Source organism: Bradyrhizobium sp. HKCCYLRH3073 (genome assembly GCF_051167995.1).
In the GTDB taxonomy this organism is placed as follows: Bacteria; Pseudomonadota; Alphaproteobacteria; order Rhizobiales; family Xanthobacteraceae; genus Bradyrhizobium.
Map to the genome: position 1 here is coordinate 366,886 of NZ_JBNPUD010000004.1, position 24,981 is coordinate 391,866.

Below are 24,981 nucleotides of genomic sequence, written 5' to 3' on the forward strand. Positions count from 1 at the left end.
CGCTATCGCGTCGCCCCGGCTTGTCCGGGACGACAGCGGAGAGTGAGGCGAGAGTCTCTCAACTCATGACCGACAACTAGATGCGTGGCGGCCTCTCGGCTCACGCACACCTCACTTTCGGTGCGCACTCAAATCCGCAATCACAGGCCCGTCGCCATTCAACGGGTTCGCCGGATCGCGCCCGTAGCGCAGCGTCTCGAACCGCATCGTGCGCGCGTCCAGCATCAAGAGCCGGCCGACCAGACCCTCGCCGAAACCGACGATCTCCCGGATCGCCTCCAGCGCCATCATCGATCCCAGCATGCCGGCGAGCGCACCCATCACGCCGGCTTCCGCGCAGGCCGGCACCGTGCCCGGCGGCGGCGGCTCGGGGAACAGGCAGCGATAGGTCGGATTGAACTGGCCCTTCTCGTTCCGCTCATGCGCGCGGATCGTCGTCAGCGACGCATCGAAAGTCCCGAGCGCGCCGGTGATCAGCGGCTTCTCGGCCAGGAAGCAGGCGTCGGAGACGAGATAGCGCGTGTCGAAATTGTCGGAGCCGTCGAGCACGAGATCATAGCCGCCGATCAGATCGAGCGCGTTGTCGGCATTGAGCCAGCTTCGATGCGCCACGACGCTCACATGCGGATTGAGCGCATTGATGCGCTCGGCGGCGCTCTCGACCTTGGGCCTGCCGATGTCGGGGGTCGCATGGATGACCTGGCGCTGCAGGTTCGACAGCGATACGACGTCGTCGTCGACCACGCCGATCGTGCCGACGCCGGCGGCGGCGAGATACATCAGTGCCGGCGCGCCGAGGCCGCCTGCGCCGACCACCAGCACCGCGGCGCGCTTCAGCGCCGCCTGACCGGGACCACCGACATCGCGCAGCACGATGTGACGGGCATAGCGCTCCACTTCTTCGTCGCTCAGCATCGTTACACCGTCCTTCCGCCGCCGCATCGCTGTCAGCCCATTGCCGGCCCATGGCGAAGACGGCGGATCTCCGCACTGAACCCTCGCCGGATTGTGACCGACCAAGCAGATGTGCTTATTTAGCGGCGCGGCAAGAGCATCGGGATTTGTCATGAGACGGCTGGCCACGGCAACCTTCATCTGCGGGATCGCCGCGTGCGCGTCGGTGCAGGCACAGACGCCCACGATGCCCGGCGCCAAGCCCAAGCCGGTCGCGACCCAGCCAGCGCGCCCGGGCGTGCAGGCGCCCGCCGACACCGCCAACGCGATGAGCCAGGCCGAGCGGCTTGCGCTGCAATCCGATCTTGCCTGGGTTGGCCAATACAATGGCGCGATCACCGGCGACGTCAGCGAGCGCATGGTCAACGCGATCAAGGAGTACCAGAAGCTATCCGGCGGCAAGCCGACCGGTGTGTTGAACCCGCAGGAGCGCGCCGTGCTTGCCGACACCGCGCGCCGCAAGCAGGAGGGCGTCGGCTGGAAGCTCGTGACCGAGCCGGTCAGCGGTGCCCGGCTCGGCATCCCGACCAAGCTGGTGCCGCAGCAGACCAGCGACGGCAACGGCTCGAAATGGACATCGCCCACCGGCACCGTGCAGGTCGTGCTGTCGCGCCGCAAGGAAGCCAACCCGACCGCCGCGGCACTGGCCAACCGTGAAAAGAAGGAAGCCGGCCGCACCGTCGACTACAGCGTGGTGAAGCCCGACTTCTTCGTGCTCTCGGGCCTGCAGAACCTGAAGAAGTTCTACATCCGCGGCACCTTTCGGGGCGACGAGGTGCGCATCCTGACCATCCTCTACGACCAGGCGACCGAGAACACGGTCGAGCCGGTCGTGATCGCGATGTCGAGCGCCTTCACCGCGTTCCCGTCGACATTGGCCGCGCAGCCCGCGCCACGGCGCCGCGTCGATTACGGCACCGGCATCGTCGCCACCCAGGACGGCGCCATCATCGCCGATCGCGAGGTGACCGACGGCTGCGTGGCAATCACCATTCCCGGGTTCGGCCATGCCGAGCGCGTGGCCGAGGACAAGGAGCGCGGCCTGGCGCTGCTGCGCATCTACGGCGGGCGCGGCCTGAAGCCGCTGGCGCTGTCGGGCGGCAGTGCGAAATCGTCGGTCGACATCGTCGGCATCGCCGATCCGCAGAGCCAGGGCGGCGGTGCCGCGATCAGCACCGTCAAGGCGCAGCTCGCCGCCAACGGCACCGGCGACGCCTCGCTGGCGCCGGCGCCCGGGCTCGGCTTTTCCGGAGCGGCGGCGCTCGACGGCGACGGCAAGTTCGCCGGCGTCACCTTGCTCAAGCCCGGCGTCCTCGCGGGCACGGCACTGATCCCATCGACACAGGTCGTGATGGTCAGCGCCGATGCGACGCGTGCGTTTCTCGCCTCGCATGGTGTCAAGCCCGACGGAACCTCGCTCGACGCCAAGGCGGCCACGGTGCGCGTGATCTGCGTGCGGAAGTAGAGCCTGCGCCAAACCGGTTCGGCATCGCGATCGTGCCGCTGTGCACTGCGGCGCGGCAGCGTTTACGCAATGTTAAGCATGTCGTTTTAGAAAAAATTAAGGGCCCAACGGCGGCCGGCGGGGATCGGACGTGCAGCATCGCGACTGCATGGGATGATGCTCGGCGATGCCGATCGCTCGTCCGCGGCTCGCTGCCGCTCAACTTCCTAGCACCTTGCTATCAACTCGGAACGGCTCCCGCCGTAGTCAACCGGTCTGTGCAGGCACAGGCCGAGCGTGAGATAGTTCGAACAGTTTTGTCGGCGTGCTGATTCGGACCACCGCGATCCCTCTGTTAGTTGGATCGGGCCGGGACTGTCCTGAGCGAGAATAGCTCCGCACCGCGCAACCGCGATGCACTCAGCTTTGGCGTTCTCATAAGTTCCGTCAACATCCGAAGGACTGTCTCCCGATGTACACGATCGTTTTGGCCACGCAGAAGGGCGGCAGCGGCAAGAGCACGCTGGCGATTGGTCTGGCCGTGGCCGCGCAGCAGGCCGGCCACAAGGTGCGCGTGATCGAGACCGATCGTCAGGGCACGCTGACCAAATGGCAGGCGCGCCGCGCCGCGGGCGAGCCGATCGTCGAAGCCGGCTACGACGCCAAGATGATCGAGCCTCGCCTCGAAGCGCTGGCCCGCGACGGCTTCACTGTCTGCGTGATCGACACCGGGGCCGGCATCACGGCGTCCACGACGGCCGCGATCCGCCACTGCGATCTGTGCCTCATTCCGGCGCGTCCGAGCGTCGCCGACATCGAAGCGACAGCACCGACCTTGAGCATCGTGCGCGCCTGGCGCAAGCCGTTCGCCTTCGTGCTCAACCAGGCCCCGATCCGCGGCGGCCATCGCGTCACCGATGCGACGACGGCGCTCGACGCCGACGCGCCACGCGACATCGCGGAGGTGCTGGCGCAGCCCTTCATCATGATGCGCAACGACCACCAGGACGCGCTCGCCGCCGGTCTCGGCGTCAGCGAGTTCGATGCGGCCGGTAAATCGGCGCAGGAGATTCGCAGCCTGTGGCGCTGGACCGCCGGCAAGCTTGCAGGCGATCACGTCATGCACGACGCGGGCGAACTGAAGGACGCGAGCGAGCACGCCGAGGTCGAATTCCCGATCATGCTGACGCCGCCCACCGAGGAAGCGAAACTGCCGGTGGCGCGGGTGTATCCGACCTGGGCCGACAACGGCATCAACTGGAAGGCGGGATTGTAGTCCTCGTTAGTTGGACCCGAGCTTCTGCCGCGACGGCGGTGCGCTCCCTGGCCCCGCTCTTGCGGGGAGAGGGTTGGGGTGAGGGGCAGACGCGGGGCAGACACGCGGGAAGTGTTCGTGGTGAGACCTGTACCCCCTCACCCGGATTGCATCTCACGATGCAATCGGACCTCTCCCCGCAAGCGGGGCGAGGTTAAGGAGTAGCCCAGCCGTAGATCGAGCACGCTTCGCACTGCTTCGCCGCCCGCTCGCCTACCGCGACCCACCCTCCCGCATCTTGATCCGCGCATCGGCGCGACGCAGGCGGCGGCACAGCTCGCGATTGATGTTCTGCAGCACGATCACGTAGGCGTGGATGTCAGCCTTGTAGAAGGCATACAGCTTTTGCGCCGTCAGCTCGTACAGCACGGTCGGCGCTTCCGCGACCACGGTGGCCGATCTGTTCTGCATGTCGAGCAGGGTCATCTCGCCGAAGAAATCCCCGGGCTCGAGACGCGACATATGGATCGCGGCACCCGTCTCCAGGCGCTCACTGACCTCCAGCGTACCGCTATGCACGACGAACATCGAGCGCCCCGCCTCGCCTTCGGCGACGACAACGGCGCCCTTGTCGAAGCGCCGCTCGACCAGCATCGAGACCAGCAGATCGAGGCTCGCATCAAGCAGGCCGCCGAAGAACGGCGTCGCGAGCAGAAATGCTTTCAGGTCGGGCGAGCTGACAGCCATGGCGGCAGTATACGCCCACTCCCGTCCGCCACAAGCAGACCGGGGATGGCCGGCCGTGCCGGCTCCTCGGCCGCGACATCACTTCTGGCACTTCGGGCACCAGAAGGTCGAGCGGCCGTTCTGCACGAAGCGCTTCACCACGCCGCTGCAGCCGTCCGTCCGGCATGGCTCACCCTCGCGGTCATAGACCTGGAACGAATGCTGGAAATAGCCGAGTTCGCCTGATGTCTGGCGGTGATCGCGCAGCGACGAGCCGCCGGCGCGGATCGCCTCGTTGAGCACGGCGTGGATCGCCTCCACCAGACGCGTGGCGTGATCCGTGGGCTCGCCCTTCTTCGTTGCCAGCGTCGCCGCCAGACGCCGCGGCGACAGATGGGCGCGAAACAGCGCCTCGCAGACATAGATGTTGCCGAGCCCGGCGACCACGCGCTGGTCGAGCAGCGCGGCCTTCAGGCTGGTCTTCTTGACGGCACAGGCGCGCGCCAGCATCGCGGCATCGAATTCATTGCCGAGCGGCTCCGGCCCGAGGCCCTTCAGATGCGGCTCGGTCTCGATGTCGCCGCGGCCGATGATCTTCATGAAGCCGAAGCGGCGCGGATCGTTGAAGACGATGTCGGCGCCCGACGACATGTGAAACACGACATGGTCGTGCACGCTGTCCTTGCCGCGCGGATAGTGAAACTCGCCCGGCGTCTCCTCGTGCTCCGGCTTGATCACCCGGAACGAGCCGGACATGCCGAGATGCATCAAGAGCACGTCGCCGGAGCCGAGGTCGGCCAGCAGATATTTGGCGCGCCGACCGAGTCCCCTGACGGTCTGGCCCTGCAGGCGCTTGGCAAAATCGGGCTGAAACGGAAACCTGAGATCGCCGCGCCGGGCCTCGGCCTTGACGATGACGGCGCCTTCCATGACCGGCTGCAACCCGCGCCGGACGGTCTCGACTTCGGGCAGCTCAGGCATCCCTGCTCATTTCACCTTTTGCATCCGCGACCATTCACCTTGTCCGGCTGACGTGATAGCGCCTTGGCCGCATCAGCGCTATGGTGCCGTATCGGAGTAAGGGTGATGGATCAGCCGGACCAAACCACTCATTTCGGCTTCAGGGACGTGCCTCTGGGCGAGAAGCAGACGCTGGTGAACGACGTGTTTCACAGCGTGGCGCAGCGCTACGACCTGATGAACGACCTGATGTCGGGTGGACTGCACCGCGTCTGGAAGGACATCATGATCAACACGCTGAATCCGCCGAAGAGCGATGCGCCGTTTGCGCTGCTCGATGTGGCCGGCGGCACCGGTGACATCTCCTTCCGCGCCGCCAGGAAGGCCGGCGCCGGCTTCCATGCGACCGTGTGCGACATCAACGGCGACATGCTCGAGGTCGGGCGCCAGCGCGCGCTGAAGCAATATCTCGACGACAAGGTCTCGTTCGTCGAGGGCAATGCCGAGAAGCTCGCCTTCCCCGACCGCTCGTTCGACGCCTATACGATCGCCTTCGGCATCCGCAACGTGCCGCAGATCGAGCTGGCGCTGGCCGAGGCCTTCCGCGTGCTCAAGCATGGCGGCCGCTTTTTGTGCCTGGAGTTCTCCACCGTCGAGATGCCAGGGCTAGACAAGCTCTATGACCTGTTCTCCTTCAACGTGATCCCGCAGCTCGGCCGCGCCGTCACCGGCGATGCCGAGTCCTACCGCTACCTCGTCGAATCCATCCGCCAGTTTCCGCGGCCCAACGCCTTCGCCGAGATGATCTCGGCGGCCGGCTTCTCCCGCGTGTCCTGGCAGACTCTCTCCGGCGGCATCGTCGCGCTTCATTCCGGCTGGCGTTTGTGATCTCCGCACTCACCCACATTACGCGGCTCGCCCGGGCCGCCCTGGTGTTCGCGCGCGAGGGCGTGTTCGGCGCCGTCGATCCGAGCCTGGCGCCGCCGCCGGGCCAGCTCGCGCTGAAGCTGGCGCGGCTCATCGAGCGCCCCGGCGCCAAGTCCGGGCCAAGGTTGTCGCGCGCGCTGGAGCGGATGGGCCCGGCCTATCTCAAGCTCGGCCAGTTCCTGGCGACCCGGCCCGACGTCGTCGGCGTCATCATGGCGCGGGATCTCGAATCGCTGCAGGACCGGCTGCCGCCGTTCCCGCAGGCCGAGGCCGAGGCCGTCATCGCCACCGCGCTCGAACGCCCGATCAGCCAGCTGTTCACGCATCTCGGTCCACCGGTCGCCGCCGCCTCGATCGCGCAGGTGCATCGCGGCGAGGTCGAGCGCGACGGCATTCGTCGTCCGGTCGCGGTGAAGGTGCTTCGGCCGAACGTCGCTGCGCGCTTCCGCCGCGACCTCTCCGATTTCTTCTTCGTCGCCGAAAAGGCCGAGGCGCATTCGTCGGAGGCGCGGCGGCTGCGGCTGGTCGAGGTCATCAACACGATGTCGCGCTCGGTCGCGATGGAGATGGACCTTCGCCTGGAGGCCGCTGCGCTCTCCGAAATGGCGGAGAACATCAAGGACGATCCGGATTTCCGCGTGCCCGCGGTCGACTGGGACCGGACCGCCAACACCGTGCTGACGATGGAGTGGATCGACGGCATCGCGCTGAACGATCACGCCCGGCTCGCGGAGGCGAATGTCGATCTGCCCGACGTCGGCCGCAAGGTGATCCAGAGCTTTCTCCGCCACGCCCTGCGCGACGGCTTCTTCCATGCCGACATGCATCCGGGCAACCTGTTCCTGGACCAGCAGGGACGGCTGGTCGCGGTCGATTTCGGCATCATGGGCCGGCTCGGCATGAAGGAGCGGCGCTTCCTGGCCGAGATCCTGCTCGGCTTCATCACCCGCGACTATCGCCGCGTCGCCGAAGTGCATTTCGAGGCCGGCTACGTGCCGCCGCATCATTCGGTGGAGAATTTCGCACAGGCCATCCGCGCCATCGGCGAGCCGATCCATAACCGCACGGCCGAAGAAATCTCGATGGCCAAGCTCTTGACCCTGCTGCTCGAGGTCACCGGCCTGTTCGACATGCGCACCCGGCCGGAGCTGATCCTGCTGCAGAAGACCATGGTGGTGGTCGAGGGCGTCGCGCGCGGCTTCGATCCCAAGCTCGACATCTGGAAGGTCGCCGACCCCGTGGTGCGAGAATGGATCGAGCGCAATCTCGGGCCGATCGGCCGGATCGAGGGCGCCGTCACCGGAATCGGCGAACTGGCCCGGCTGACCGCGACCCTGCCGGTGCTCGCCGCCCGCGCCGCCGCCGTGCTCGAGCACATGGAGACCATGACCCGCGACGGCCTCCGCCTGTCGCCCGAGACCATCGCCGCCATGGGCCGCACCGAAGGCAAGAAGAGCCGCTGGCGCGCGATCGCGCTGTGGGTCATCGCGCTGACCTTCATCGGCATTTTGTTCGCGGTGCTCAGGCTGTAGATTCGTAGGGTGGGCAAAGGCGCAGCCGTGCTGTCTCGTCGTACGAGATGGCGGTGACGCCGTGCCCACCGTCTCACCCTGGAGCCTGCCGATCGACGGTGGGCAAGCTGCCGCCTACGGCGGGCCGCTTCGCCCACCCTACATTGATTGCACTGCGATCAATTTCTGCTAGCATTGCTTGCATCTGGACCCTGCTGGGGAGGCGGACATGGCCAGCCTGACCATCCGCAAGCTCGACGACTCGCTCAAAACCTATCTACGACTGCGCTCGGCGCAGAACGGGCGCTCCGTCGAGGAGGAAGTCCGGGTCATCCTGCGCGCGCTGATCGAGCCGGTCGATCCGTCCGAGCCGACGACGGCAGCGCCAGCTCCAGCCGCTCTGCCTGAGCCTGGTCTCCCTCAGCCCGGCGCCGCCCGTGAAGCGCGCGTCACCCTGATCATCGGCGGCGGCATCGCGGCATACAAGTCGCTCGACTTGATCCGCCGTCTGAAGGAACGCCACATCCGCGTCCGCTGCGTGCTGACCAAGGCGGCGACGCAGTTCGTCACCGAGTTGGCCGCGTCAGCGCTGTCGGGCGACCGCGTGTTCACCGATCTGTTCGACGCGCGCAGCGAGTTCGACGTCGGCCACATCCGCCTCGCGCGCGACTGCGACCTGATCGTGGTCGCGCCGGCCACCGCCGACCTGATGTCGAAGATGGCGCACGGCGCCGCCGACGACCTCGCCAGCGCCATCCTGCTCGCGGCGAGCCGGCCGATCCTGCTGGCGCCGGCGATGAACCCGATGATGTGGAGCAACCCGGCCACGCGCCGCAACGCCGCCACCCTGCAGCGCGACGGCGTCCAGATGATCGGCCCCAACGCCGGCGAGATGGCCGAGAAGGGCGAGGCCGGCGTCGGCCGCATGGCCGAGGCCATCGAGATCGCGGACGCCGTCGTCGCCATGCTCAAGCCGCCGACGCCGCGCCCGCTCGCCGGCCGCCGCGTGCTGATCACGGCCGGACCGACGCACGAGCCGATCGATCCGGTGCGCTACATCGCCAACCGCTCCTCCGGCAAGCAGGGCTTTGCGATCGCCGCCGCCGCGCAGGCCGCCGGCGCCGACGTCCGGCTGATCGCGGGGCCGGTCGAGCTCGCCGATCCCAAGGGCGTCAACGTCACGCATGTCGAGTCGGCACGGCAGATGCTGGAAGCGGTCGAGGCCGAGCTGCCGGCCGACGTCGCGATCTTCGCCGCGGCGGTGGCCGACTGGCGCGTCGCCAATGAGGGCGGCCAGAAGCTGAAGAAGACGGACAAGGCGATTCCGCCGCTCACGCTGGTTGAGAATCCCGACATCCTCGCAACGATCTCGAAGCTCAAAGACAAGCGGCCAGGTCTCGTGATCGGCTTCGCCGCCGAGACCGAGCACCTGATCGACAACGCGAAGGCCAAGTTCGCCCGCAAGGGCTGCGACTGGATCGTCGCCAACGACGTCTCGCCCGCGACCGGCGTGATGGGCGGCGACCGCAACACCGTGCATCTCTTGACGAAGGACGCCGATGGCGTCCATGTCGCGTCCTGGCCGATCATGACCAAGGACGAGGTCGCGACGGCGCTCGTTGCCGAGATTGCCAGAACCATGGGACCCGTTGCGTGACACAGACGATCGCGATCGACGTGCAGATCCTGCCGCATGGCGAAGGCCTGCCGCTGCCGGCCTATCAGACCGCACATGCCGCGGGGCTCGATCTGCTCGCCGCGGTTCCGGCCGATGCACCGCTCGTCCTTGCGTCAGGCGGCCACGCGATGGTGCCGACGGGATTGTCGATCGCGCTGCCCGACGGCTACGAGGCCCAGGTGCGGCCGCGTTCGGGGCTCGCTGCACGCCACGGCGTCACGGTGCTGAACGCACCGGGCACGGTGGACGCGGACTACCGCGGCGAGATCTGCGTGCTGCTGATCAACCACGGCAAGGAACCGTTTACGATCCGTCGCGGCGAGCGCATCGCGCAGATGGTGATCGCCGCCGTGGTGCGCGCCGAGCTCAGCCTCGCGACAAGCTTGACGACGACCGCGCGCGGCAGCGGCGGCTTCGGCTCGACGGGCCGTTGAACTACGGGCTTGCCACTGTTCCGACTCGAAAGAGTCGATCGGCCGACGCATTTTCCTCAGGCGCAACCACCGTTCACGGTCTGGACTCTTACCGCTGGAGTCCCGAAGCGGTTATGGTTGATTGATTCGTGAGACGGCGCGGTCGACGCGATCGGCGCCGCGCGGAACTTCGTGCGGTTTGGGGCAAATATGTCGGGCGTGATCGTGGTGATGCGTCAGACGCTGCTGTCGTGCACGTCACTTGCGCGCAAAGGCCTGATGGGTCTCGCTGCGACTGCGCTTGCGCCGGCGACACCGGGCTTCGCAGGCGATGGCGTGCCGCCGGATGCGATCACGACGCTGTTCGAGCTGAGCCGTCCTGATATCGCCGAGGTCACGGCGATGCTGGCGCTGCTCGGCTTCTCCGTGGTCGCTGCAGTCGCGCTGGTGCGCACGCGTCTGGCGGCCGCGCGCAAGGAAGCGCGGCTGCGTGCCAATGTCGCCGAGCTGCAACTGCAGGCCGATCGCTACCGTGCGCTGCTGTTCGCCGAGCCGCAGATCCTGATCGCCTGGCCGGCCGGCGGCCATCGCCCGCAGATCTCCGGCGACACCTCGATGCTGGTGCCGCAGGATCAGCCGCAGCGCATTCTCGCCTTTGGAACCTGGCTGCCGCCGGAGCCCGCGCTGCAGCTCGACCGCGCCGTCGACGCGCTGCGCGAAGCGGGCGAAGGCTTCATGCTCAATCTCACCACCTCGCACGGCCATGCGATCGAGGCGATGGGCCGCGCCATCGGCGGGCAGGCCATCGTGCGCATCCGCGAATTGTCCGGCCTGCGCCGCGAGCTCGCCGAGACGCAGCTCCGCTTCAAGGCGCTCGGCGAGGAGACGGAGTCGCTGCGCGCGCTGGCATCGGCGCTGCCGTGGCCGATCTGGGCGCGGCAGGCCAACGGCGCCCTCGCTTACGTCAACCCGGCCTATGCCCGCGCCGCGGACGCCCGCGACGTGCCGGACGCGATCGGCCGCAACATCGAGCTGCTCGACTCGGCCGACCGTATCGACCTGCAGCGTGCGCTCGGCGCCAACGGCCGTTTCGAGGGCCGGTTGCCGATCGTGACCGGCGGCGAGCGCCGCATGTATGACGTGCGCGCCTTCATGCTGGGCCACGGCAGCGCCGGTGTCGCCATCGACGCCAGCGAGGCGGCGGCGCTGGATGCGGCCGTGGTGCGGATGCGGGAAGCACACCGGCGCACGCTCGACCAGTTGTCCTCAGGCGTGGCCGTGTTCGACGGCCAGCGCCGGCTCGCCTTCTACAACGACTCCTATCGCCGGCTGTGGGGTCTCGATCCCACCTTCCTGGACAGCCAGCCGGATGACTCGTCGGTGCTCGACCGTCTTCGTGCCGCGCGCAAGTTGCCCGAGCAGGCCGACTTCCGGGCCTGGAAGGCCAAGCTTCACGAGGCCTATCGCGCCGTCGAGGCCGCCAAGGACACCTGGTTCCTGCCCGACGGCCGCGCATTATCGGTCGTCACCACGCCGAACCCGGAAGGCGGCGTCACCTATCTGTTCGACGACGTCACCGAGAGCTTCGCGCTTGCCCGCCGCTTCGACGGCCTGATCCGGGTCCAGCGCGAGACGCTCGACAGCCTTGCCGAAGGCGTTGCGGTGTTCGGCTCGAACGGCCGGGTCGAGCTGTTCAATCCGGCCTTCGCCAAGATGTGGCGGCTGTCGCCGGATCAGTTGCGCGAGCATCCGCATATCGACACCGTGGAATCCTGGTGCCATCAGCTCTATGACGACGCGGTCGCCTGGCGCACCATCCGCGAGGCGATCACCTCGATCGAGAACCGGCTCGACGCGGCGCTGAAGCTCGAGCGCAAGGACGGCAGCGTGCTCGACTGCATGAGCCGCCCCCTGCCCGACGGCGCGACCATGCTCACCTTCCAGGACATCACCGACACCGAGAATGTCGAGCGGGCGCTGCGCGAGAGCAACGAGGCGCTCGAAGCCGCCGGCCAGATGAAGATCGACTTCGTCCACCACGTGTCCTACGAGCTGCGCGCGCCGCTGACGACGATCATCGGCTTCGCGCATTTCCTGTCGGATCCATCCACGGGACCGCTGACGCCGAAGCAGGCCGAGTATCTCGACTACGTCACCAAATCCACCAACGCGCTGCTCGCACTCACCAACAACATTCTCGACCTCGCCACCATCGATGCCGGCGCCATGAAACTCGAGCTCGGGCCGGTCGACGCCGCCAAGGCGATCGAGGCCGCGGCCGAGGGCGTGCAGGACCGCCTCGCCACCGATCGCATCCGCCTGACGATTGCGGTCGACCCCGATGTCGGCTCCTTCGTCGGCGACGAGCGCCGCGTCGTGCAGGTGCTCTACAATCTGCTCGCCAACGCCGTTGGCTTCTCGCCGCCGGATTCGAGCGTCGTCGTCAGCGCCCGCCGCACCGATCACAGCGTCACCTTCGCGGTCACCGATTCCGGCCCCGGCATTCCGCCCGAGGTGAAGGACAAGGTGTTCGAATGGTTCGAGAGCCATTCGCAGGGCTCGCGCCATCGCGGCGCCGGCCTCGGCCTGTCGCTGGTGCGCTCCTTCGTCGAGCTGCATGGCGGCAGGGTGCGGATGGATTCGGTGGTCGGCAAGGGCACCACGGTCACCTGTGATTTCCCGACCGACCACGTCGCGCAACGCAACGCCGCGGAATGACGGACCAGCTGACATTCACCACCGCGCTCGCGGACGAAGCCGCCACCGCCGCTCTCATGGCCGACCTCGCGCTGCTGATCGGCCCGGGCGCGCTGATCACGCTCACCGGCGACCTCGGCGCCGGCAAGACCGCGGCGGCGCGGGCGATGATCCGCTACCTCGCCGGCGACGACGAGCTGGAGGTGCCGAGTCCGACCTTCACCCTGGCGCAGAGCTACGACCTGCCGAGCTTCCCGCTGGTGCATGCCGATCTCTATCGCATCAGCGATGCATCGGAGCTCGAGGAGATCGGCCTGTCGCCGCTGCCGGAGGCGACCGTCGTGCTGATCGAATGGCCGGAGCGCGCCGGCAACGCTCTGCCGCTGGACCGCATCGACATCGCGCTGCGCCACGATCCATCGCAGGGCGACACCGCCCGCAGCGCCGAGGTCACCGGCAGCGGCAAGGCGGCCGCGGTGGTTGCGCGGCTGAAAGCCTTGCGCGAATTCCTCGCCGAGGCCGGGCACGCCAAATCGCGCCGCGAGCGCATGGCCGGTGATGCCTCGACCCGCTCCTATGCGCGGCTCCACAAGAGCGAGCGCGTCTCAATCCTGATGAACTCGCCGAAACGCCCTGACGGCCCGGCGACCTACAACGGCAAGCCCTATAGCGGCGCCGTGCATCTCGCCGAGGACGTCCGCCCCTTCGTCGCGATCGCCGCGGCCTTGCGCGGGCGCGGCATCTCGGCGCCGAAGATCAACGACGCCGATCTCGGCCAAGGCTTTCTCATCACCGAGGATCTCGGACGCGAGGGCGTGATCGAGGGCGACCCGCCACGACCGATCGTGGAGCGCTACGAGGCCGCGACCGATCTGTTGGCCGCGCTGCACGCGCAGGACGTCCCCTCGGTGCTGCCGCTGGCGCCGCAGGTGACCTACGAGGTTCCGACCTTCGACGTCGAAGCCATGCTGATCGAGATCGGCCTGATGCTCGAATGGTACCTGCCCGACCGTGGCGTGGAGCTGTCGCAGGTGCTGCGGGCCGAATTCCTGGAAATATGGCGGGAGATGCTGGAGGCGCCGCTCGCGGCCAAGCCGACATCTAGGCCGACCTGGGTGATCCGCGACTACCACTCGCCCAACCTGCTCTGGCTGCCCGCGCGCGACGGCATCGCCCGCGTGGGCGTGATCGACTTCCAGGACGCGGTGATGGGACCGCCGGCCTACGACGTGGTCTCCCTGGCGCAGGACGCCCGGATCGACGTGCCGGCCGAGATCGAGCGGGCGCTGCGACAACGCTACATCGCCGCGCGCCAAGCTGCGTCGACGGAGTTCGACGCCGACGAATTCAGCGCGCACTACGCGATCATGTCGGCCCAGCGCAACACCCGCCTGCTCGGCACCTTCGCCCGCCTCAACCGCCGCGACGGCAAGCCGCATTACCTCAAGCACCAGCCCCGTATCTGGGATTATCTCCACCGGTCGCTGGCCCATCCCGCACTGGAGCCGCTGCGCGACTGGTACGCGGCGAACGTGCCGCCGCCGGTCGGCGTGGCTTGAGGCACCCTCTCACGGCGACAGCGGTGTGCCCGCTCTCCCTTGCGGGGAGGGTCGGGGGTGGGGGTCTCCGGGCGACGTTGTGAGTGAAGAGCGCAGAACCCTGACCATCAGCAGCAATGATCGCGCTGATAGCTCAAAGCTGCCAAACCGAATAACCCAATAGCACTCCGCATCCGCGGACCCCCACCCCCAACCCCTCCCCGCAAGGGGGAGGGGAGCCGACCGCTGTTGTGGCGAGAGCCCGCAACATCGCTCCCCCGTAGCTTTACCGGTTCTTAGCCATCCCCCCTTACCTTGCCCCCGCGGCGCCGGTTGCGCGCCGCGCGTGAATGGAGGTTGCGATGGCAGAGCGGATGAAGGGCGAACGCGTCGTCTTCGAGCGCGGCATCCCGGCTTTCATGATGGGCATCGACGGCACCTGGCGCCGCAACTGCACCATCGAGGACGTCTCGGAGACCGGGGCGAAGCTGACGGTCGAGGGCTCGGTCGAAGGCCTGCACCTGAAGGAGTTCTTCCTGCTGTTGTCGTCGACCGGCTTGGCCTACCGGCGCTGCGAGTTGGCCTGGGTCAATGGCGACCAGATCGGCGTCACCTTCCTGAAGCAGGGCAAGAAGAAGACCAACAAGCGCGCCACGGCCGAAGCCTGACCGAGCCACGACAGCCTGCGGCATCTTGCATCACGACGGCCGGGCAGCCGTCGCATATTCGTCATCGGCCCAGGCTATCGCAACCGGCCGAGACGATAGATGTTCTTGCGTGGTATGATTCGCACCACCGTTGATCGAGATGCCCTGAAGATGCCCGTCAAGCCGCACAAAGCCATGGTCCTCGCCGCCGGTCTCGGATTGCGCATGCGCCCGCTGACCGAGACGATGCCCAAACCGCTGGTGCGCGTCGCCGGCCGCCCGCTGCTCGACCATGTGCTCGACCGCCTCGCCGAAGCCGGCGTCACCGAAGCCGTCGTCAACGTCCACTATCTCGCCGACCAGATCATCGAGCACACGGCCGCGCGCAGCACGCCCCGCGTGATCATCTCCGACGAGCGCGACCAGGTGCTCGGCACCGGCGGCGGCGTCGTCAAGGCGCTGCCGCTGCTCGGCCATGAGCCGTTCTTCCACGTCAACTCCGACACGATGTGGATCGAGGGCGTGCGCCAAAACCTGTCCCGGCTCGCCGACGCGTTCGATCCCGAACGCATGGACATCATGCTGCTGATGGCGCCGACCGCGACCTCGATCGGCTACGCGGGTCAAGGCGACTACGCGATGCTCGCCGACGGCACCTTGCGCAAGCGGCGGGAGCATCAGGTGGTGCCGTTCGTCTATGCGGGCGCCGCGATCATCTCGCCGGCGATCTTCGACGGCGCGCCGAAGGGCGAGTTCTCGCTGACGAAGATGTTCGACAAGGCGAACGAGCAGGACCGCCTGTTCGGCCTCCGCCTCGAAGGCGTGTGGATGCATGTGGGCACGCCGGCTGCTGTGATGGAAGCCGAAGAGGCTCTGACGGAGAGTGCGGCGTAATCCGAAGCCGCCTCCTCACATCCGGTGTCGTCCCGGCCTTGAGCCGGGACCCATAGCCACCGGCGGGCGTGTGGCGACGACTGGTCATGACCATCCCGCAACACATGGCGGCCGGTGGCTATGGGTCCCGGGTCGGCGCCTGCGACAGCGCTAACGCGCTGCCGAAGGCTTGCCCGGGACGACACCGAAATGTGGTGAGAGCGCGTGATCAGCTCACTGATCGCGAGACAACGTCGCGCCCCGTACTCTCGCTTCTCGTCGCAAAGAGCCGTTCACGAACACGCGCGCTTACGGACAGCCGTCCGCCACGCCCGGACCTATCAACACCCGTCCACACCCCGGATATGACCTTCCGGGCTCAGCTCCCTATATAGACGCCCAGAAGCAACTCGCGAATCGCAGGCCATGCGCGTCTTCACCGTTCCCATCTCGGCGCCGTTCATGCGCAGCGTGATCGCGGCGCTGGTCGACGGCCGGCTGGTCGACGGCTTCGAGGCGCGCAGCGATCCGGCCCGACTCGCGACCGCCACGCTGTATCTGCCGACGCGCCGTTCGCTCCGTGTCGCGCGCGAAATGTTCCTCGACGAGCTGAAGACCGATGCCGCGGTGCTGCCGCGCCTCGTCGCGCTCGGCGACATCGATGAGGACGAGCTTGCCTTCGCCGAGGATCGCGACGCGTTCCTCGGGCCCGCGCCGCTGGAGATCCCGGAACGGCTCGACGACCTCCAGCGCCGGCTTACGCTGGCACGGCTGGTGGCGGCCTGGGCCAAGACGCCGGTGTCGGCGCCGCTGGTGATCGGCGGGCCCGCCTCGACGCTCGCGCTGGCCGGCGACCTCGCACGGCTGATCGACGACATGGTGACGCGCGGCGTGTCGTGGGACGCGCTCGACGCGCTGGTGCCGGATCAGCTCGACAAATACTGGCAGTATTCGCTCGAGTTCCTGCGGATCGCGCGGACCGCGTGGCCGGCCTATCTGCAGGAGATCGGGCGCATCGAGCCGGCGGCGCGGCGCGATCTGTTGATCGCGGCCGAGGCGGCGCGGCTGTCGGCGCATCCCGATGGGCCCGTGATTGCCGCCGGCTCCACCGGCTCGATGCCGGCGACGGCAAAATTCCTGCTCGCCGTCGCCAAGCTTCCGCATGGCGCGGTGGTGCTGCCTGGGCTCGACACCGATCTCGACGAAGCCGCGTGGAATTCGATCGGCGGTGCCAGGGACCGCGCCGGCCGCGTGTTGACGCCGCCCGCGGTCAACCATCCGCAATATGCCATGCATCTGCTGCTCAAGCGCTTCGGCCTGGACCGGCGCGACGTGGTCCGTCTCGTCCCAACCGGCCGCGGCGGCCGGGAGGTGTTGATCTCAGAGGCGATGCGGCCGTCGGAGGCGACCGCCGTCTGGCACGAGCGGCTGCGCCAGTTCGACATCGCCGCCAACATCGCGGAAGCCATGGACAACCTCGCGGTCGTCGCTGCGCCCAATCCGGAGATGGAGGCGCTGGCGATCGCGATCGCGATGCGCGAGGCGCGCCATCTCGGCAAGTCGGCCGCGCTGGTGACGCCGGACCGCGCGCTGGCCCGCCGCGTGATGGCGGCGCTGGCGCGCTGGCACCTCACCTTCGACGACTCCGGCGGTGATGCGCTGTTGGAGACGCCCGCCGGCATCTTCGCGCGCCTCGCCGCCGAAGCCGCCGCGCGCGGGTTGGAGCCGCCGACCCTGCTGGCGCTGCTCAAGCATCCGCTGTGCCGGCTCGGCCGCGCCGCGAATGGCTGGAAGAGTGCCATCGAGACGCTGGAGCTCGCGGTGCTGCGCGGCACGCGGCCGCAAGCCGGAACCGGCGGGCTCGCGCGCGACTTCGCGCGCTTCCGCGACGAGCACACCAAGCTGCATCAGGGCGAAGTATCATCGCTGCACAAGGCCGAGCCGCGCGCGCGTCTCAGTCCCGAGCAGCTCGACCGCGCCGGCGCGCTGATCGCGCAGTTGCAGACGGCGCTGGCGCCGCTGGAAAACCTCGCCTCGCCGCGCCCGCAGGATTTCGCCGAGCTCGCCGCGCGGCATCGCGAGGTGTTGATTGCACTGTCGACCGACGATGTCGGTCTCAGCACCGCCTTCACCGATCGCGACGGCGCCGCGCTGGCACGCTGCTTCGATGACCTGCTCGCGTCCGGCGAGCGCTGCGGCCTGATGGCGCCGCTGGCGGACTATCCGGATCTGTTCCATACCGCCTTCTCCGATCGCGCGGTGCGCCGGCCCGAGCGCCACGGCGCACAGCTGCAGATCTACGGTCCGCTCGAAGCGCGGCTGATGCAGGCCGACCGCATGATCATCGGTGGCCTGGTCGAGGGCATCTGGCCGCCGGCGCCGCGCATTGATCCCTGGCTGAGCCGGCCGATGCGGCATCAGCTCGGTCTCGATCTGCCCGAGCGCCGCATCGGTCTCTCCGCGCACGATTTCGCGCAGCTGCTCGGCGCACCCGAGGTGATCCTGACCCACGCCGCAAAGTCCGGCGGTGCGCCCGCCGTGGCCTCGCGCTTCCTGCATCGGCTCGAAGCCGTCGCCGGCGCCGAGCGCTGGAAGGCGGCGGAGGCGCGCGGCGAGACTTACGTCCGCTATGCCGAGGTGCTCGACCAGCCCACTGCGGTGAAGCCGGTCGAACAGCCGGCACCGAAGCCGCCGCTGGCAGCACGGCCGCTGCGCATGTCGGTGACCGCGATCGAGGACTGGCTGCGCGATCCCTACACGATCTTCGCGCGCTACATCCTGCGGCTCGATCCGCTCGATCCCGTCGACATGCCGCTGTCGGCCGCCGATCGCGGCTCGGCGATCCACGAGGCGATCGGCGAGTTCACGCAAGTTTATGCCGATGCGCTGCCGCTGCATCCGGCGCATGCGCTACGCGTGATCGGCGAGAAGCATTTTGCACCATTGATGGAGCGTCCCGAGGCGCGGGCGCTGTGGTGGCCTCGCTTCCAGCGCATCGCCGGCTGGTTTGCGGCGTGGGAGAGCGCGCGACGCGCGCAGATCGGCGCGATCACCGCGGAGATCCGCGGCGAAATCGGCATTCCGCTCGACAATGGCCGCACCTTCATGCTGTCGGCGCGCGCCGACCGCATCGAGCAGCGTGCCGAGGGCACCTACGCCATTCTCGACTACAAGACCGGGCAGCCACCAACGGCCAAGCAGGTGCGCATGGGCCTGTCGCCGCAGCTCACGCTTGAAGCCGCGATCCTCCGCGAGGGCGGCTTCGACGGCATTCCGGCCGGCAGCCTGATCAGCCAGCTCGTTTATGTCCGGCTGTCCGGCAACAACCCGCCGGGCGAGGAGCGCATTCTCGAGCTGAAGATCAACAAGAGCGACCCGCCGCAGCATCCGGACCAGGCCGCGCAGGAGGCGCGCGAAAAACTCGAAGCGCTGATCCGCAGCTTCGAGGACGTCAATCAAGGCTACACCTCGCTGAACCTGTCGATGTGGGCGAACCGCTACGGCAGCTATGACGACCTCGCCCGCATCAAGGAGTGGTCGGCGGCCGGCGGCCTGGGAGTGGAGGAATGGTGAAGGCGCCCCGCCCCATTCCGCAGGCCGTGCGCGAGGCGCAGACGCGCGCATCGAACCCGGCGGCCTCGGCGTTCGTGTCGGCCAATGCCGGCTCGGGCAAGACGCATGTGCTGGTGCAGCGCGTGATCCGGCTGCTGCTCGACGGCGTGCCGCCGGAGAAGATCCTCTGCATCACCTTCACCAAGGCCGCCGCCGCCAACATGGCCGAGCGCGTGTTCTCGACGCTCGGCCATTGGGTGACGCTCGACGACGACGCGCTGGATGACGCGATCCGATCCACCGGCATTCCCAACCCCGACAAGAAGCTGCGCGCCTCGGCGCGCAAACTATTTGCCAGCGCGCTGGAGACGCCGGGCGGGCTGAAGGTGCAGACCATCCACGCGCTGTGCACGCGGCTGCTGCAGCAGTTTCCGTTCGAGGCCAACGTTCCCGCGCGGTTCTCGGTGCTCGACGAGCGCGACCAGACCGAGATGATGGAGCGCGCCAATCTCAAGGTGCTGCTCGATGCCTCCAGGGCGCCGGACAGCGCGGTCGGCCGGGCGCTGCAGGTGGCGATGGCCAATGCCGCCGACTCGACCTTCAAGGACGTCGTCCGTGAGGCCTGTCTCAGCCGCGATCACTTCATGGCCTGGACCGATGGCGCCGGCCGCGTCGAGGTCGCCGCGCAGCATCTCGGCGAGGTGCTCGGCATCGCGCCGGATGAGACGCTGGAAGCCATCGAGCGCGACATCATCGACGGCCCTAACCTTCCGCGGAGCGATTGGCTGAACGTGGCGGGGCAACTCGATGCCAGCACCAAGGCTGACAAAAAGCAGGCGGATCAGCTTCGCGCTGCGCTGGCGTTCTCGGGCAGCGATCAGGTCGACGAATATCTTTGCGTCTTCCTGACAGACAAAAAGCAGCCGCGCCAATCGGTAATCACGGAAAAATTCGCGCTTGCCAATCCCGGGCTCGCGGGACTGTTCGAATCGGAAGCGCGCCGGCTCGACCGCCTGATCGAGAAGCGCCGCGCCGCTGTCGTGCGCGACCGCACCGAGGCGCTGCTGCAGATCGCGACAGCGGCAGCCGCGAACTATCGCCGCGAGAAGGAGGAGCGCGGGCTGCTCGACTATGACGACCTGATCGACAAGACACTGGCGATGCTCAACCGCGTCTCCGCCGGCTGGGTCCACTACAAGCTCGACCGCGGCGTCGATCACGTGCTGATCGACGAGGCCCAGGATACGAGCCCACGGCAGTGGGACATCGTTGCCCACATCATCGAGGAGTTCACCGCCGGCGCCGGTGCGCGCGACGGCCTGACGCGGACGATCTTCGCGGTCGGCGACGAGAAGCAGTCGATCTTCTCGTTCCAGGGCGCCGACCCGCACGAGTTCGATGCGCGCCGGCGGCAATTGCAGAAGCGCTTCACCGACGCCGGGCTGTTGTTCGATCCGGTGTCCTTCACCTATTCGTTCCGCTCCGGGCCGACGGTGCTGCACGCGGTCGACCATGTATTCCGCGAGCGCGAGGTCTACAGCAGCATCCACTCGCCTGACATCGGCCATCCCATCCACAACGCGCTGACCGATGCCGGGCCGAGCATGGTCGAGCTCTGGAGCCTGTGCGAACGCGACGACCGCAAGGAGATCGAGGGCTGGCGGGCGCCGTTCGACGGCGTCTCCGTCACCAGCCCCGAGGTGAAGCTGTCGCGCCGCATCCAGGCCGAGATCAAGCGGCTGATCCTGACAGGCACGATGACCGGCCATGACGGCGCGCGGCGGCGGCTCAGCTATGGCGACATGCTGATCCTGGTGCGCCGGCGCGGCAACGCCTTCGATGCCGTGATCCAGGCGCTGAAGCACGCCGGCATCCCCGTCGCCGGCGCCGACCGGCTCAAGCTGACCGAGCACATCGCGATCATCGACCTGATGAACCTCGCCGACGCGCTGCTGCTGCCGCAGGACGACCTGGCGCTGGCCACCGCGCTGAAGAGCCCGCTGTTCGGGCTCGACGACGACGATCTGTTCAAGCTGGCGTGGCAGCGCCGCGGCTCCTTACGCGACGCACTCACAGCACATGCCGCTGACGACGAGCGGCTGCAGTCGGTCGTCCGACGGTTGCAGCAATGCGAGCGCCGCGCCGCGGAGGACACGCCGTTCGCGTTCTATGCCTGGCTGCTTGGCGGCGATGGCGGCCGGCGCCGTATCCTGGCGCGGCTCGGCCACGAGGCCAATGACGCGCTCGACGAATTCCTCGAGCTGGCGCTGTCCTATGAGCGCAAGGCGCCGGCCTCGCTGCAGGGATTCATCGCCTGGCTGCGCGCCGCCGACACCGAGGTGAAGCGCGACATGGAGATTTCGCGCGATGAGGTGCGCGTCATGACCGTGCACGGCGCCAAGGGCCTCGAAGCCTCCGTCGTCTTCCTGGTCGACACGACGTCATCGCCGGCGGATTCGCAGCGGCTGCGGCTGATCCACGTGCCGCATGGCGAGCAGGAGATCGTGGTCTGGGCCGGCCGCAAGGCCGACGATCCGCAAGCCGTGGCTGCGGCGCGCACGGCGATGCTCAAGGAAACCGAGGACGAATATCGGCGGCTTCTCTATGTCGCGATGACGCGCGCCGCGGATCGGCTGGTCATCGGCGGCTGCATGCCGGGCAACATGAACAACGTCCGCGGCGGCAGCTGGTACGACCTGATGGCGCGCGGCCTTGACGCGGCGGGCCTGCAGGTCGAGGTGACCGAAACCGAGGACGGGCCGGTCAAGCGCTACGCGCGGGCCGAGGACATCGCGGAAACCGCTGCTGACGAAACGCAGCGCATGGTCGAGACGGCCGTCGAGCTGCCGGCGTGGCTGCGCACGGCGGCGGCGGAGGCGCCCGGCGAGGTCGCCGTGCTCCGGCCATCCGATCCGTCCGCCGACGAGCGGCCGGTGCGCACGGGCGAATCGCTGGCCGCGCGCAGCCTCGCGATGCAGCGCGGCACGCTGGTGCATCGCCTGCTGCAGTCGCTGCCCGAGGTGCCGCCGGAGCGGCGGCGCGATGCCGCGCTGCGATATCTGATTCGCAACGCCGCCGACTGGCCGGAGGACGAGCGCGCGGGACTCGCGGAACGCGTGCTCGCCGTGGTCGAAGACCCGCGCTTTGCCGCGGTGTTCGCTGCCGGGAGCCGGGCGGAAGTCTCGATCGTGGGCCGCCTCGCACTGGCCGGCCAGCCTCCGGCGCTGGTCTCCGGCCAGATCGACCGACTGGTGGTGACCGAGGTCGAGGTGCTGATCGTCGACTTCAAGACCAACCAGCAGCCGCCCTCGGGACTCGCCGACGTGCCCCCGGCCTATGTCCGGCAGCTCGCGCTGTACCGCGCCGTGCTCGGCCAGTTGTACCCCGGACGAAACGTCCGCGCCGCGCTGCTCTGGACCGAAGCTCCTGAATTCATGGAGCTTCCGGCCTCCGCGCTGGACGCCGTGCTGCCATCCCAGCACGACTGAGTGAGCCCGCTTGACCCGGCATCACGCCATTCCTACTTTGACACCCACGCTGAGGCGGCGCGTCCGCGCCGCTCCCTCCAACCGAACGAGGTAATTCCATGGCCGTTGGCAAGGTTTCCGACGCCGATTTCGAAAGCGAAGTGCTCAAGGCCGACGGCCCGGTCGTGGTCGACTTCTGGGCCGAGTGGTGCGGCCCGTGCCGCATGATTGCGCCCGCCCTCGACGAGATCTCGAGCGCGATGGGCGACAAGGTCAAGATCGTCAAGCTCAACGTCGACGAGAGCCCGAAGACGGCCTCGAAGTACGGCGTGATGTCGATCCCCACCCTGATGGTATTCAAGGGCGGCGAGATGGCCTCGCGCCAAGTCGGCGCTGCGCCGAAGGCGAAGCTGCAGCAGTGGATCTCGTCGGCGGTCTGACGCTCCACGATCCAGGATTTTTGTCGAACGGCCGGCGGAATCGCCGGCCGTTCGCGTTGAGGGGGTGTGTTTCAGCGTTTTCGGATGTCGCCATGCCCGCCCGCGCCCATCGCTCGCCCTCCCGCAAATCCGGTTTGCTGGCCATGGAGGCGCGCTCGGTGGATGCAATCCCGCGCGGCGAGGACTGGCAATACGAGCCGAAATGGGACGGCTTCCGCTGCCTGCTCGCGCGCGAGGGCGCTCAGGTGACGATGCAGTCGAAAGCCGGCGAAGATCTCGCCCGCTACTTCCCCGAGGTGGTCGCCGCGGCACGCCAACTGAAGGCAACCAGCTTCATCCTCGACGGCGAGCTGGTGGTGCCGCAGGTGAAGTCGTTCTCGTTCGATGCGTTGCTGCAGCGGATTCATCCCGCCGCCAGCCGGGTGAAGAAGCTGTCGGTGGAGACGCCGGCGCTGTTCCTCGCCTTCGATCTGCTGGCGAGTGGCAAGAAGGAGCTCGTGACGCACACGCTGCACGAGCGGCGGCCGGCGCTGGAGGCGTTTGCGGAAGCGAACTTCGCCGGGCACCCGACGTTTCGGCTGTCGCCGGCGACGACGCGCTTTGCGACCGCGCAAGACTGGCTGGCGCAATCCGGCGGCGGCTCGGATGGCGTGATCGCCAAGCGCATCGACCTGCCCTACCAGGCAGGCAACCGCGACGGCATGCAGAAGATCAAGCGCTATCGCTCGGCCGATTGCGTGATCGGCGGCTTCCGCTACGCCACCAACAAGGGCGCCCAGGGGCGCAAGCTGGTCGGCTCGCTGCTGCTCGGGCTCTACGACGATGACGGCCTGCTGCATCACGTCGGCTTCACCTCCGCGCTCAAGAAGGACGAGAAGCCCGCGCTGACCGACAAGCTCGAGCCGCTGATCTCGCCACCCGGCTTCACCGGCAATGCGCCGGGCGGGCCGAGCCGCTGGTCGACCGAGCGCTCCGCGGAGTGGTGTCCGCTGAAACCGAAGCTGGTGATCGAGGTCTGCTACGACCATTTCTCCGGCGAGCGCTTTCGCCACGGCACCTCGATCCTGCGCTGGCGGCCCGACAAATCGCCGAGGCAATGCACGTTCGAGCAGCTCGAGCAGAGGGTCGCTGATCCCTGGAAACTGCTCGCGTGAGCTCAGCGGATCCAGCCGGTCGCAAGCGCCGATGCAAATTCCTCGTCGCAATTGGCGCGCGCGAGCGCAGCCATGGATCGGTGATCATAGGGCACGTGGCGGAAGCTCACGCTCCAGCCGGACGACGTCAGCTCAAGGATCGCGTAGCGCGCATCAGGCGTGCCGGCCTGCACGACATGCGGATGCGGCACGTTGTAGGAATAGCCGGGGCTGCCGACGCTGCCCGGATTGACGATCAGCGGACCGTCACGCAAGCGCACCGCACGGGCCGTGTGGGTATGGCCACACAGGATCAATGATTGCGAAATGCCGGCGGCCAGTCGCTCGATGTCGTCGAGCAGCGCACAAGTGATCGCACCGTCCTGAGCGACGCGCTCGAGCCAGTAGACGTTGTCGTCATCGGGCGTCGCGTGACATAGAAACACTTCGTCGCGATAGACAGCGGTCGCCGGAATCGTGCGCAGCCAGTCGAGGTGCATGGCGTCGAGCTGTGGAAAGGCCGGCCGCTCCCAGGCTCCCATCTTATCGAATGGCCGGTCGATCAGCCAGCGATCGTGGTTGCCGCGGACATGCACCGCATCGAGCGGCATCAGCAGATCCATCGTCTTGCGCGCGTCGAGCGGGCCGCTCGCCATGTCGCCGAGGTTCACGATCTCGGTCACGCCCTGCGCACTGATATCCGCGAGCACGGCCTCCAGCGCGAGATGGTTGCCGTGGACATCTGCGATCGCGGCAAAGCGCATGC

At 68.0% G+C, this 24,981-nt stretch carries 18 protein-coding genes; 14 read left to right on the plus strand and 4 right to left on the minus strand.

What is annotated here, in order from left to right:
* Positions 1-111: 111 nt before the first annotated feature.
* The gene (locus ACQR1X_RS12660; protein ID WP_315803981.1) at positions 112-915 is read right to left on the minus strand and encodes a HesA/MoeB/ThiF family protein; all 804 of its coding nucleotides are present in this window, start codon (positions 913-915) and stop codon (positions 112-114) included.
* A gap of 151 nt (positions 916-1,066) precedes the next feature.
* On the opposite strand from ACQR1X_RS12660, the gene ACQR1X_RS12665 reads away from it, so the two are divergent.
* Together ACQR1X_RS12665 and ACQR1X_RS12670 are read left to right on the plus strand one after the other, a co-directional pair.
* A complete protein-coding gene (locus tag ACQR1X_RS12665; RefSeq protein ID WP_434898949.1) occupies positions 1,067-2,419 on the plus strand; it encodes a peptidoglycan-binding protein in 1,353 nt (450 codons plus the stop codon).
* Positions 2,420-2,870: 451 nt separating this feature from the next.
* Positions 2,871-3,674, plus strand: a complete 804-nt coding sequence (locus ACQR1X_RS12670) for a ParA family protein (protein WP_316179014.1) — start codon at positions 2,871-2,873, stop codon at positions 3,672-3,674.
* Between the two features lie 252 nt (positions 3,675-3,926).
* Here ACQR1X_RS12670 and ACQR1X_RS12675 read toward each other — a convergent pair whose 3' ends face one another.
* Together ACQR1X_RS12675 and mutM are read right to left on the minus strand one after the other, a co-directional pair.
* Entirely contained in the window at positions 3,927-4,400 is a 474-nt protein-coding gene (locus tag ACQR1X_RS12675; RefSeq protein ID WP_315803949.1) for a cyclic nucleotide-binding domain-containing protein, read from the minus strand.
* Between the two features lie 78 nt (positions 4,401-4,478).
* Complete coding sequence (gene mutM, locus ACQR1X_RS12680; RefSeq protein ID WP_434838688.1) at positions 4,479-5,360, minus strand: bifunctional DNA-formamidopyrimidine glycosylase/DNA-(apurinic or apyrimidinic site) lyase; 882 nt, start codon at positions 5,358-5,360, stop codon at positions 4,479-4,481.
* 105 nt (positions 5,361-5,465) lie between these two features.
* Here mutM and ubiE point away from each other — a divergent pair, with 105 nt between their 5' ends.
* The 12 genes from ubiE (at position 5,466) to ACQR1X_RS12740 (ending at position 24,236) form a co-directional block, all read left to right on the plus strand.
* Positions 5,466-6,227, plus strand: coding sequence for a bifunctional demethylmenaquinone methyltransferase/2-methoxy-6-polyprenyl-1,4-benzoquinol methylase UbiE (ubiE, locus tag ACQR1X_RS12685; RefSeq protein WP_434884010.1), 762 nt, complete (start codon positions 5,466-5,468; stop codon positions 6,225-6,227).
* Positions 6,224-7,798: a 2-polyprenylphenol 6-hydroxylase gene (gene ubiB, locus ACQR1X_RS12690; protein WP_316179009.1), complete on the plus strand. Its 1,575-nt coding sequence runs from the start codon at positions 6,224-6,226 to the stop codon at positions 7,796-7,798. The genes ubiE and ubiB overlap by 4 nt, the downstream gene beginning before the upstream one ends.
* Positions 7,799-8,006: 208 nt before the next feature.
* Positions 8,007-9,434, plus strand: coding sequence for a bifunctional phosphopantothenoylcysteine decarboxylase/phosphopantothenate--cysteine ligase CoaBC (gene coaBC, locus ACQR1X_RS12695; RefSeq protein ID WP_434863687.1), 1,428 nt, complete (start codon positions 8,007-8,009; stop codon positions 9,432-9,434).
* On the plus strand, positions 9,431-9,889 hold the full coding sequence (gene dut / locus ACQR1X_RS12700) for a dUTP diphosphatase (RefSeq protein ID WP_316179005.1): 459 nt from the start codon (positions 9,431-9,433) through the stop codon (positions 9,887-9,889). Before coaBC ends, dut begins: the two co-directional genes overlap by 4 nt.
* A gap of 189 nt (positions 9,890-10,078) precedes the next feature.
* Entirely contained in the window at positions 10,079-12,586 is a 2,508-nt protein-coding gene (locus ACQR1X_RS12705) for a PAS-domain containing protein (RefSeq protein WP_434882294.1), read from the plus strand.
* Positions 12,583-14,124, plus strand: a complete 1,542-nt coding sequence (gene tsaE, locus ACQR1X_RS12710) for a tRNA (adenosine(37)-N6)-threonylcarbamoyltransferase complex ATPase subunit type 1 TsaE (protein WP_434898950.1) — start codon at positions 12,583-12,585, stop codon at positions 14,122-14,124. The genes ACQR1X_RS12705 and tsaE overlap by 4 nt, the downstream gene beginning before the upstream one ends.
* A 341-nt stretch (positions 14,125-14,465) precedes the next feature.
* The gene (locus tag ACQR1X_RS12715; protein ID WP_008963143.1) at positions 14,466-14,771 is read left to right on the plus strand and encodes a PilZ domain-containing protein; all 306 of its coding nucleotides are present in this window, start codon (positions 14,466-14,468) and stop codon (positions 14,769-14,771) included.
* 150 nt (positions 14,772-14,921) lie between these two features.
* A complete protein-coding gene (locus tag ACQR1X_RS12720; RefSeq protein ID WP_434898951.1) occupies positions 14,922-15,644 on the plus strand; it encodes a nucleotidyltransferase family protein in 723 nt (240 codons plus the stop codon).
* 405 nt (positions 15,645-16,049) lie between these two features.
* Entirely contained in the window at positions 16,050-19,196 is a 3,147-nt protein-coding gene (addB, locus tag ACQR1X_RS12725) for a double-strand break repair protein AddB (protein WP_434898952.1), read from the plus strand.
* Positions 19,190-22,663, plus strand: a complete 3,474-nt coding sequence (addA, locus tag ACQR1X_RS12730; protein WP_434898953.1) for a double-strand break repair helicase AddA — start codon at positions 19,190-19,192, stop codon at positions 22,661-22,663. The genes addB and addA overlap by 7 nt, the downstream gene beginning before the upstream one ends.
* 98 nt (positions 22,664-22,761) lie before the next feature.
* A complete protein-coding gene (gene trxA, locus ACQR1X_RS12735) occupies positions 22,762-23,082 on the plus strand; it encodes a thioredoxin (protein ID WP_015663255.1) in 321 nt (106 codons plus the stop codon).
* Positions 23,083-23,225: 143 nt separating this feature from the next.
* On the plus strand, positions 23,226-24,236 hold the full coding sequence (locus ACQR1X_RS12740) for an ATP-dependent DNA ligase (protein ID WP_316179411.1): 1,011 nt from the start codon (positions 23,226-23,228) through the stop codon (positions 24,234-24,236).
* Positions 24,237-24,238: 2 nt separating this feature from the next.
* Here the strand turns inward: ACQR1X_RS12740 and ACQR1X_RS12745 are convergent, their stop codons facing one another.
* Entirely contained in the window at positions 24,239-24,979 is a 741-nt protein-coding gene (locus ACQR1X_RS12745) for a metallophosphoesterase family protein (protein WP_434898954.1), read from the minus strand.
* Positions 24,980-24,981: the final 2 nt, after the last annotated feature.

Coding starts and splice junctions, on each gene's coding strand:
- ACQR1X_RS12665 (WP_434898949.1), top strand. CDS start 1,067: ATGAGACGGCTGGCCACGGCAACCTTCATCTGCGGGATCGCCGCGTGC.
- ACQR1X_RS12740 (WP_316179411.1), top strand. CDS start 23,226: ATGGAGGCGCGCTCGGTGGATGCAATCCCGCGCGGCGAGGACTGGCAA.
- ACQR1X_RS12745 (WP_434898954.1), bottom strand. CDS start 24,979: ATGCGCTTTGCCGCGATCGCAGATGTCCACGGCAACCATCTCGCGCTG.
- ACQR1X_RS12705 (WP_434882294.1), top strand. CDS start 10,079: ATGTCGGGCGTGATCGTGGTGATGCGTCAGACGCTGCTGTCGTGCACG.
- tsaE (WP_434898950.1), top strand. CDS start 12,583: ATGACGGACCAGCTGACATTCACCACCGCGCTCGCGGACGAAGCCGCC.
- coaBC (WP_434863687.1), top strand. CDS start 8,007: ATGGCCAGCCTGACCATCCGCAAGCTCGACGACTCGCTCAAAACCTAT.
- addA (WP_434898953.1), top strand. CDS start 19,190: ATGGTGAAGGCGCCCCGCCCCATTCCGCAGGCCGTGCGCGAGGCGCAG.
- ACQR1X_RS12660 (WP_315803981.1), bottom strand. CDS start 915: ATGCTGAGCGACGAAGAAGTGGAGCGCTATGCCCGTCACATCGTGCTG.
- ACQR1X_RS12720 (WP_434898951.1), top strand. CDS start 14,922: ATGCCCGTCAAGCCGCACAAAGCCATGGTCCTCGCCGCCGGTCTCGGA.
- mutM (WP_434838688.1), bottom strand. CDS start 5,360: ATGCCTGAGCTGCCCGAAGTCGAGACCGTCCGGCGCGGGTTGCAGCCG.
- addB (WP_434898952.1), top strand. CDS start 16,050: ATGCGCGTCTTCACCGTTCCCATCTCGGCGCCGTTCATGCGCAGCGTG.
- ACQR1X_RS12715 (WP_008963143.1), top strand. CDS start 14,466: ATGGCAGAGCGGATGAAGGGCGAACGCGTCGTCTTCGAGCGCGGCATC.
- ubiE (WP_434884010.1), top strand. CDS start 5,466: ATGGATCAGCCGGACCAAACCACTCATTTCGGCTTCAGGGACGTGCCT.
- ACQR1X_RS12675 (WP_315803949.1), bottom strand. CDS start 4,400: ATGGCTGTCAGCTCGCCCGACCTGAAAGCATTTCTGCTCGCGACGCCG.
- trxA (WP_015663255.1), top strand. CDS start 22,762: ATGGCCGTTGGCAAGGTTTCCGACGCCGATTTCGAAAGCGAAGTGCTC.
- ACQR1X_RS12670 (WP_316179014.1), top strand. CDS start 2,871: ATGTACACGATCGTTTTGGCCACGCAGAAGGGCGGCAGCGGCAAGAGC.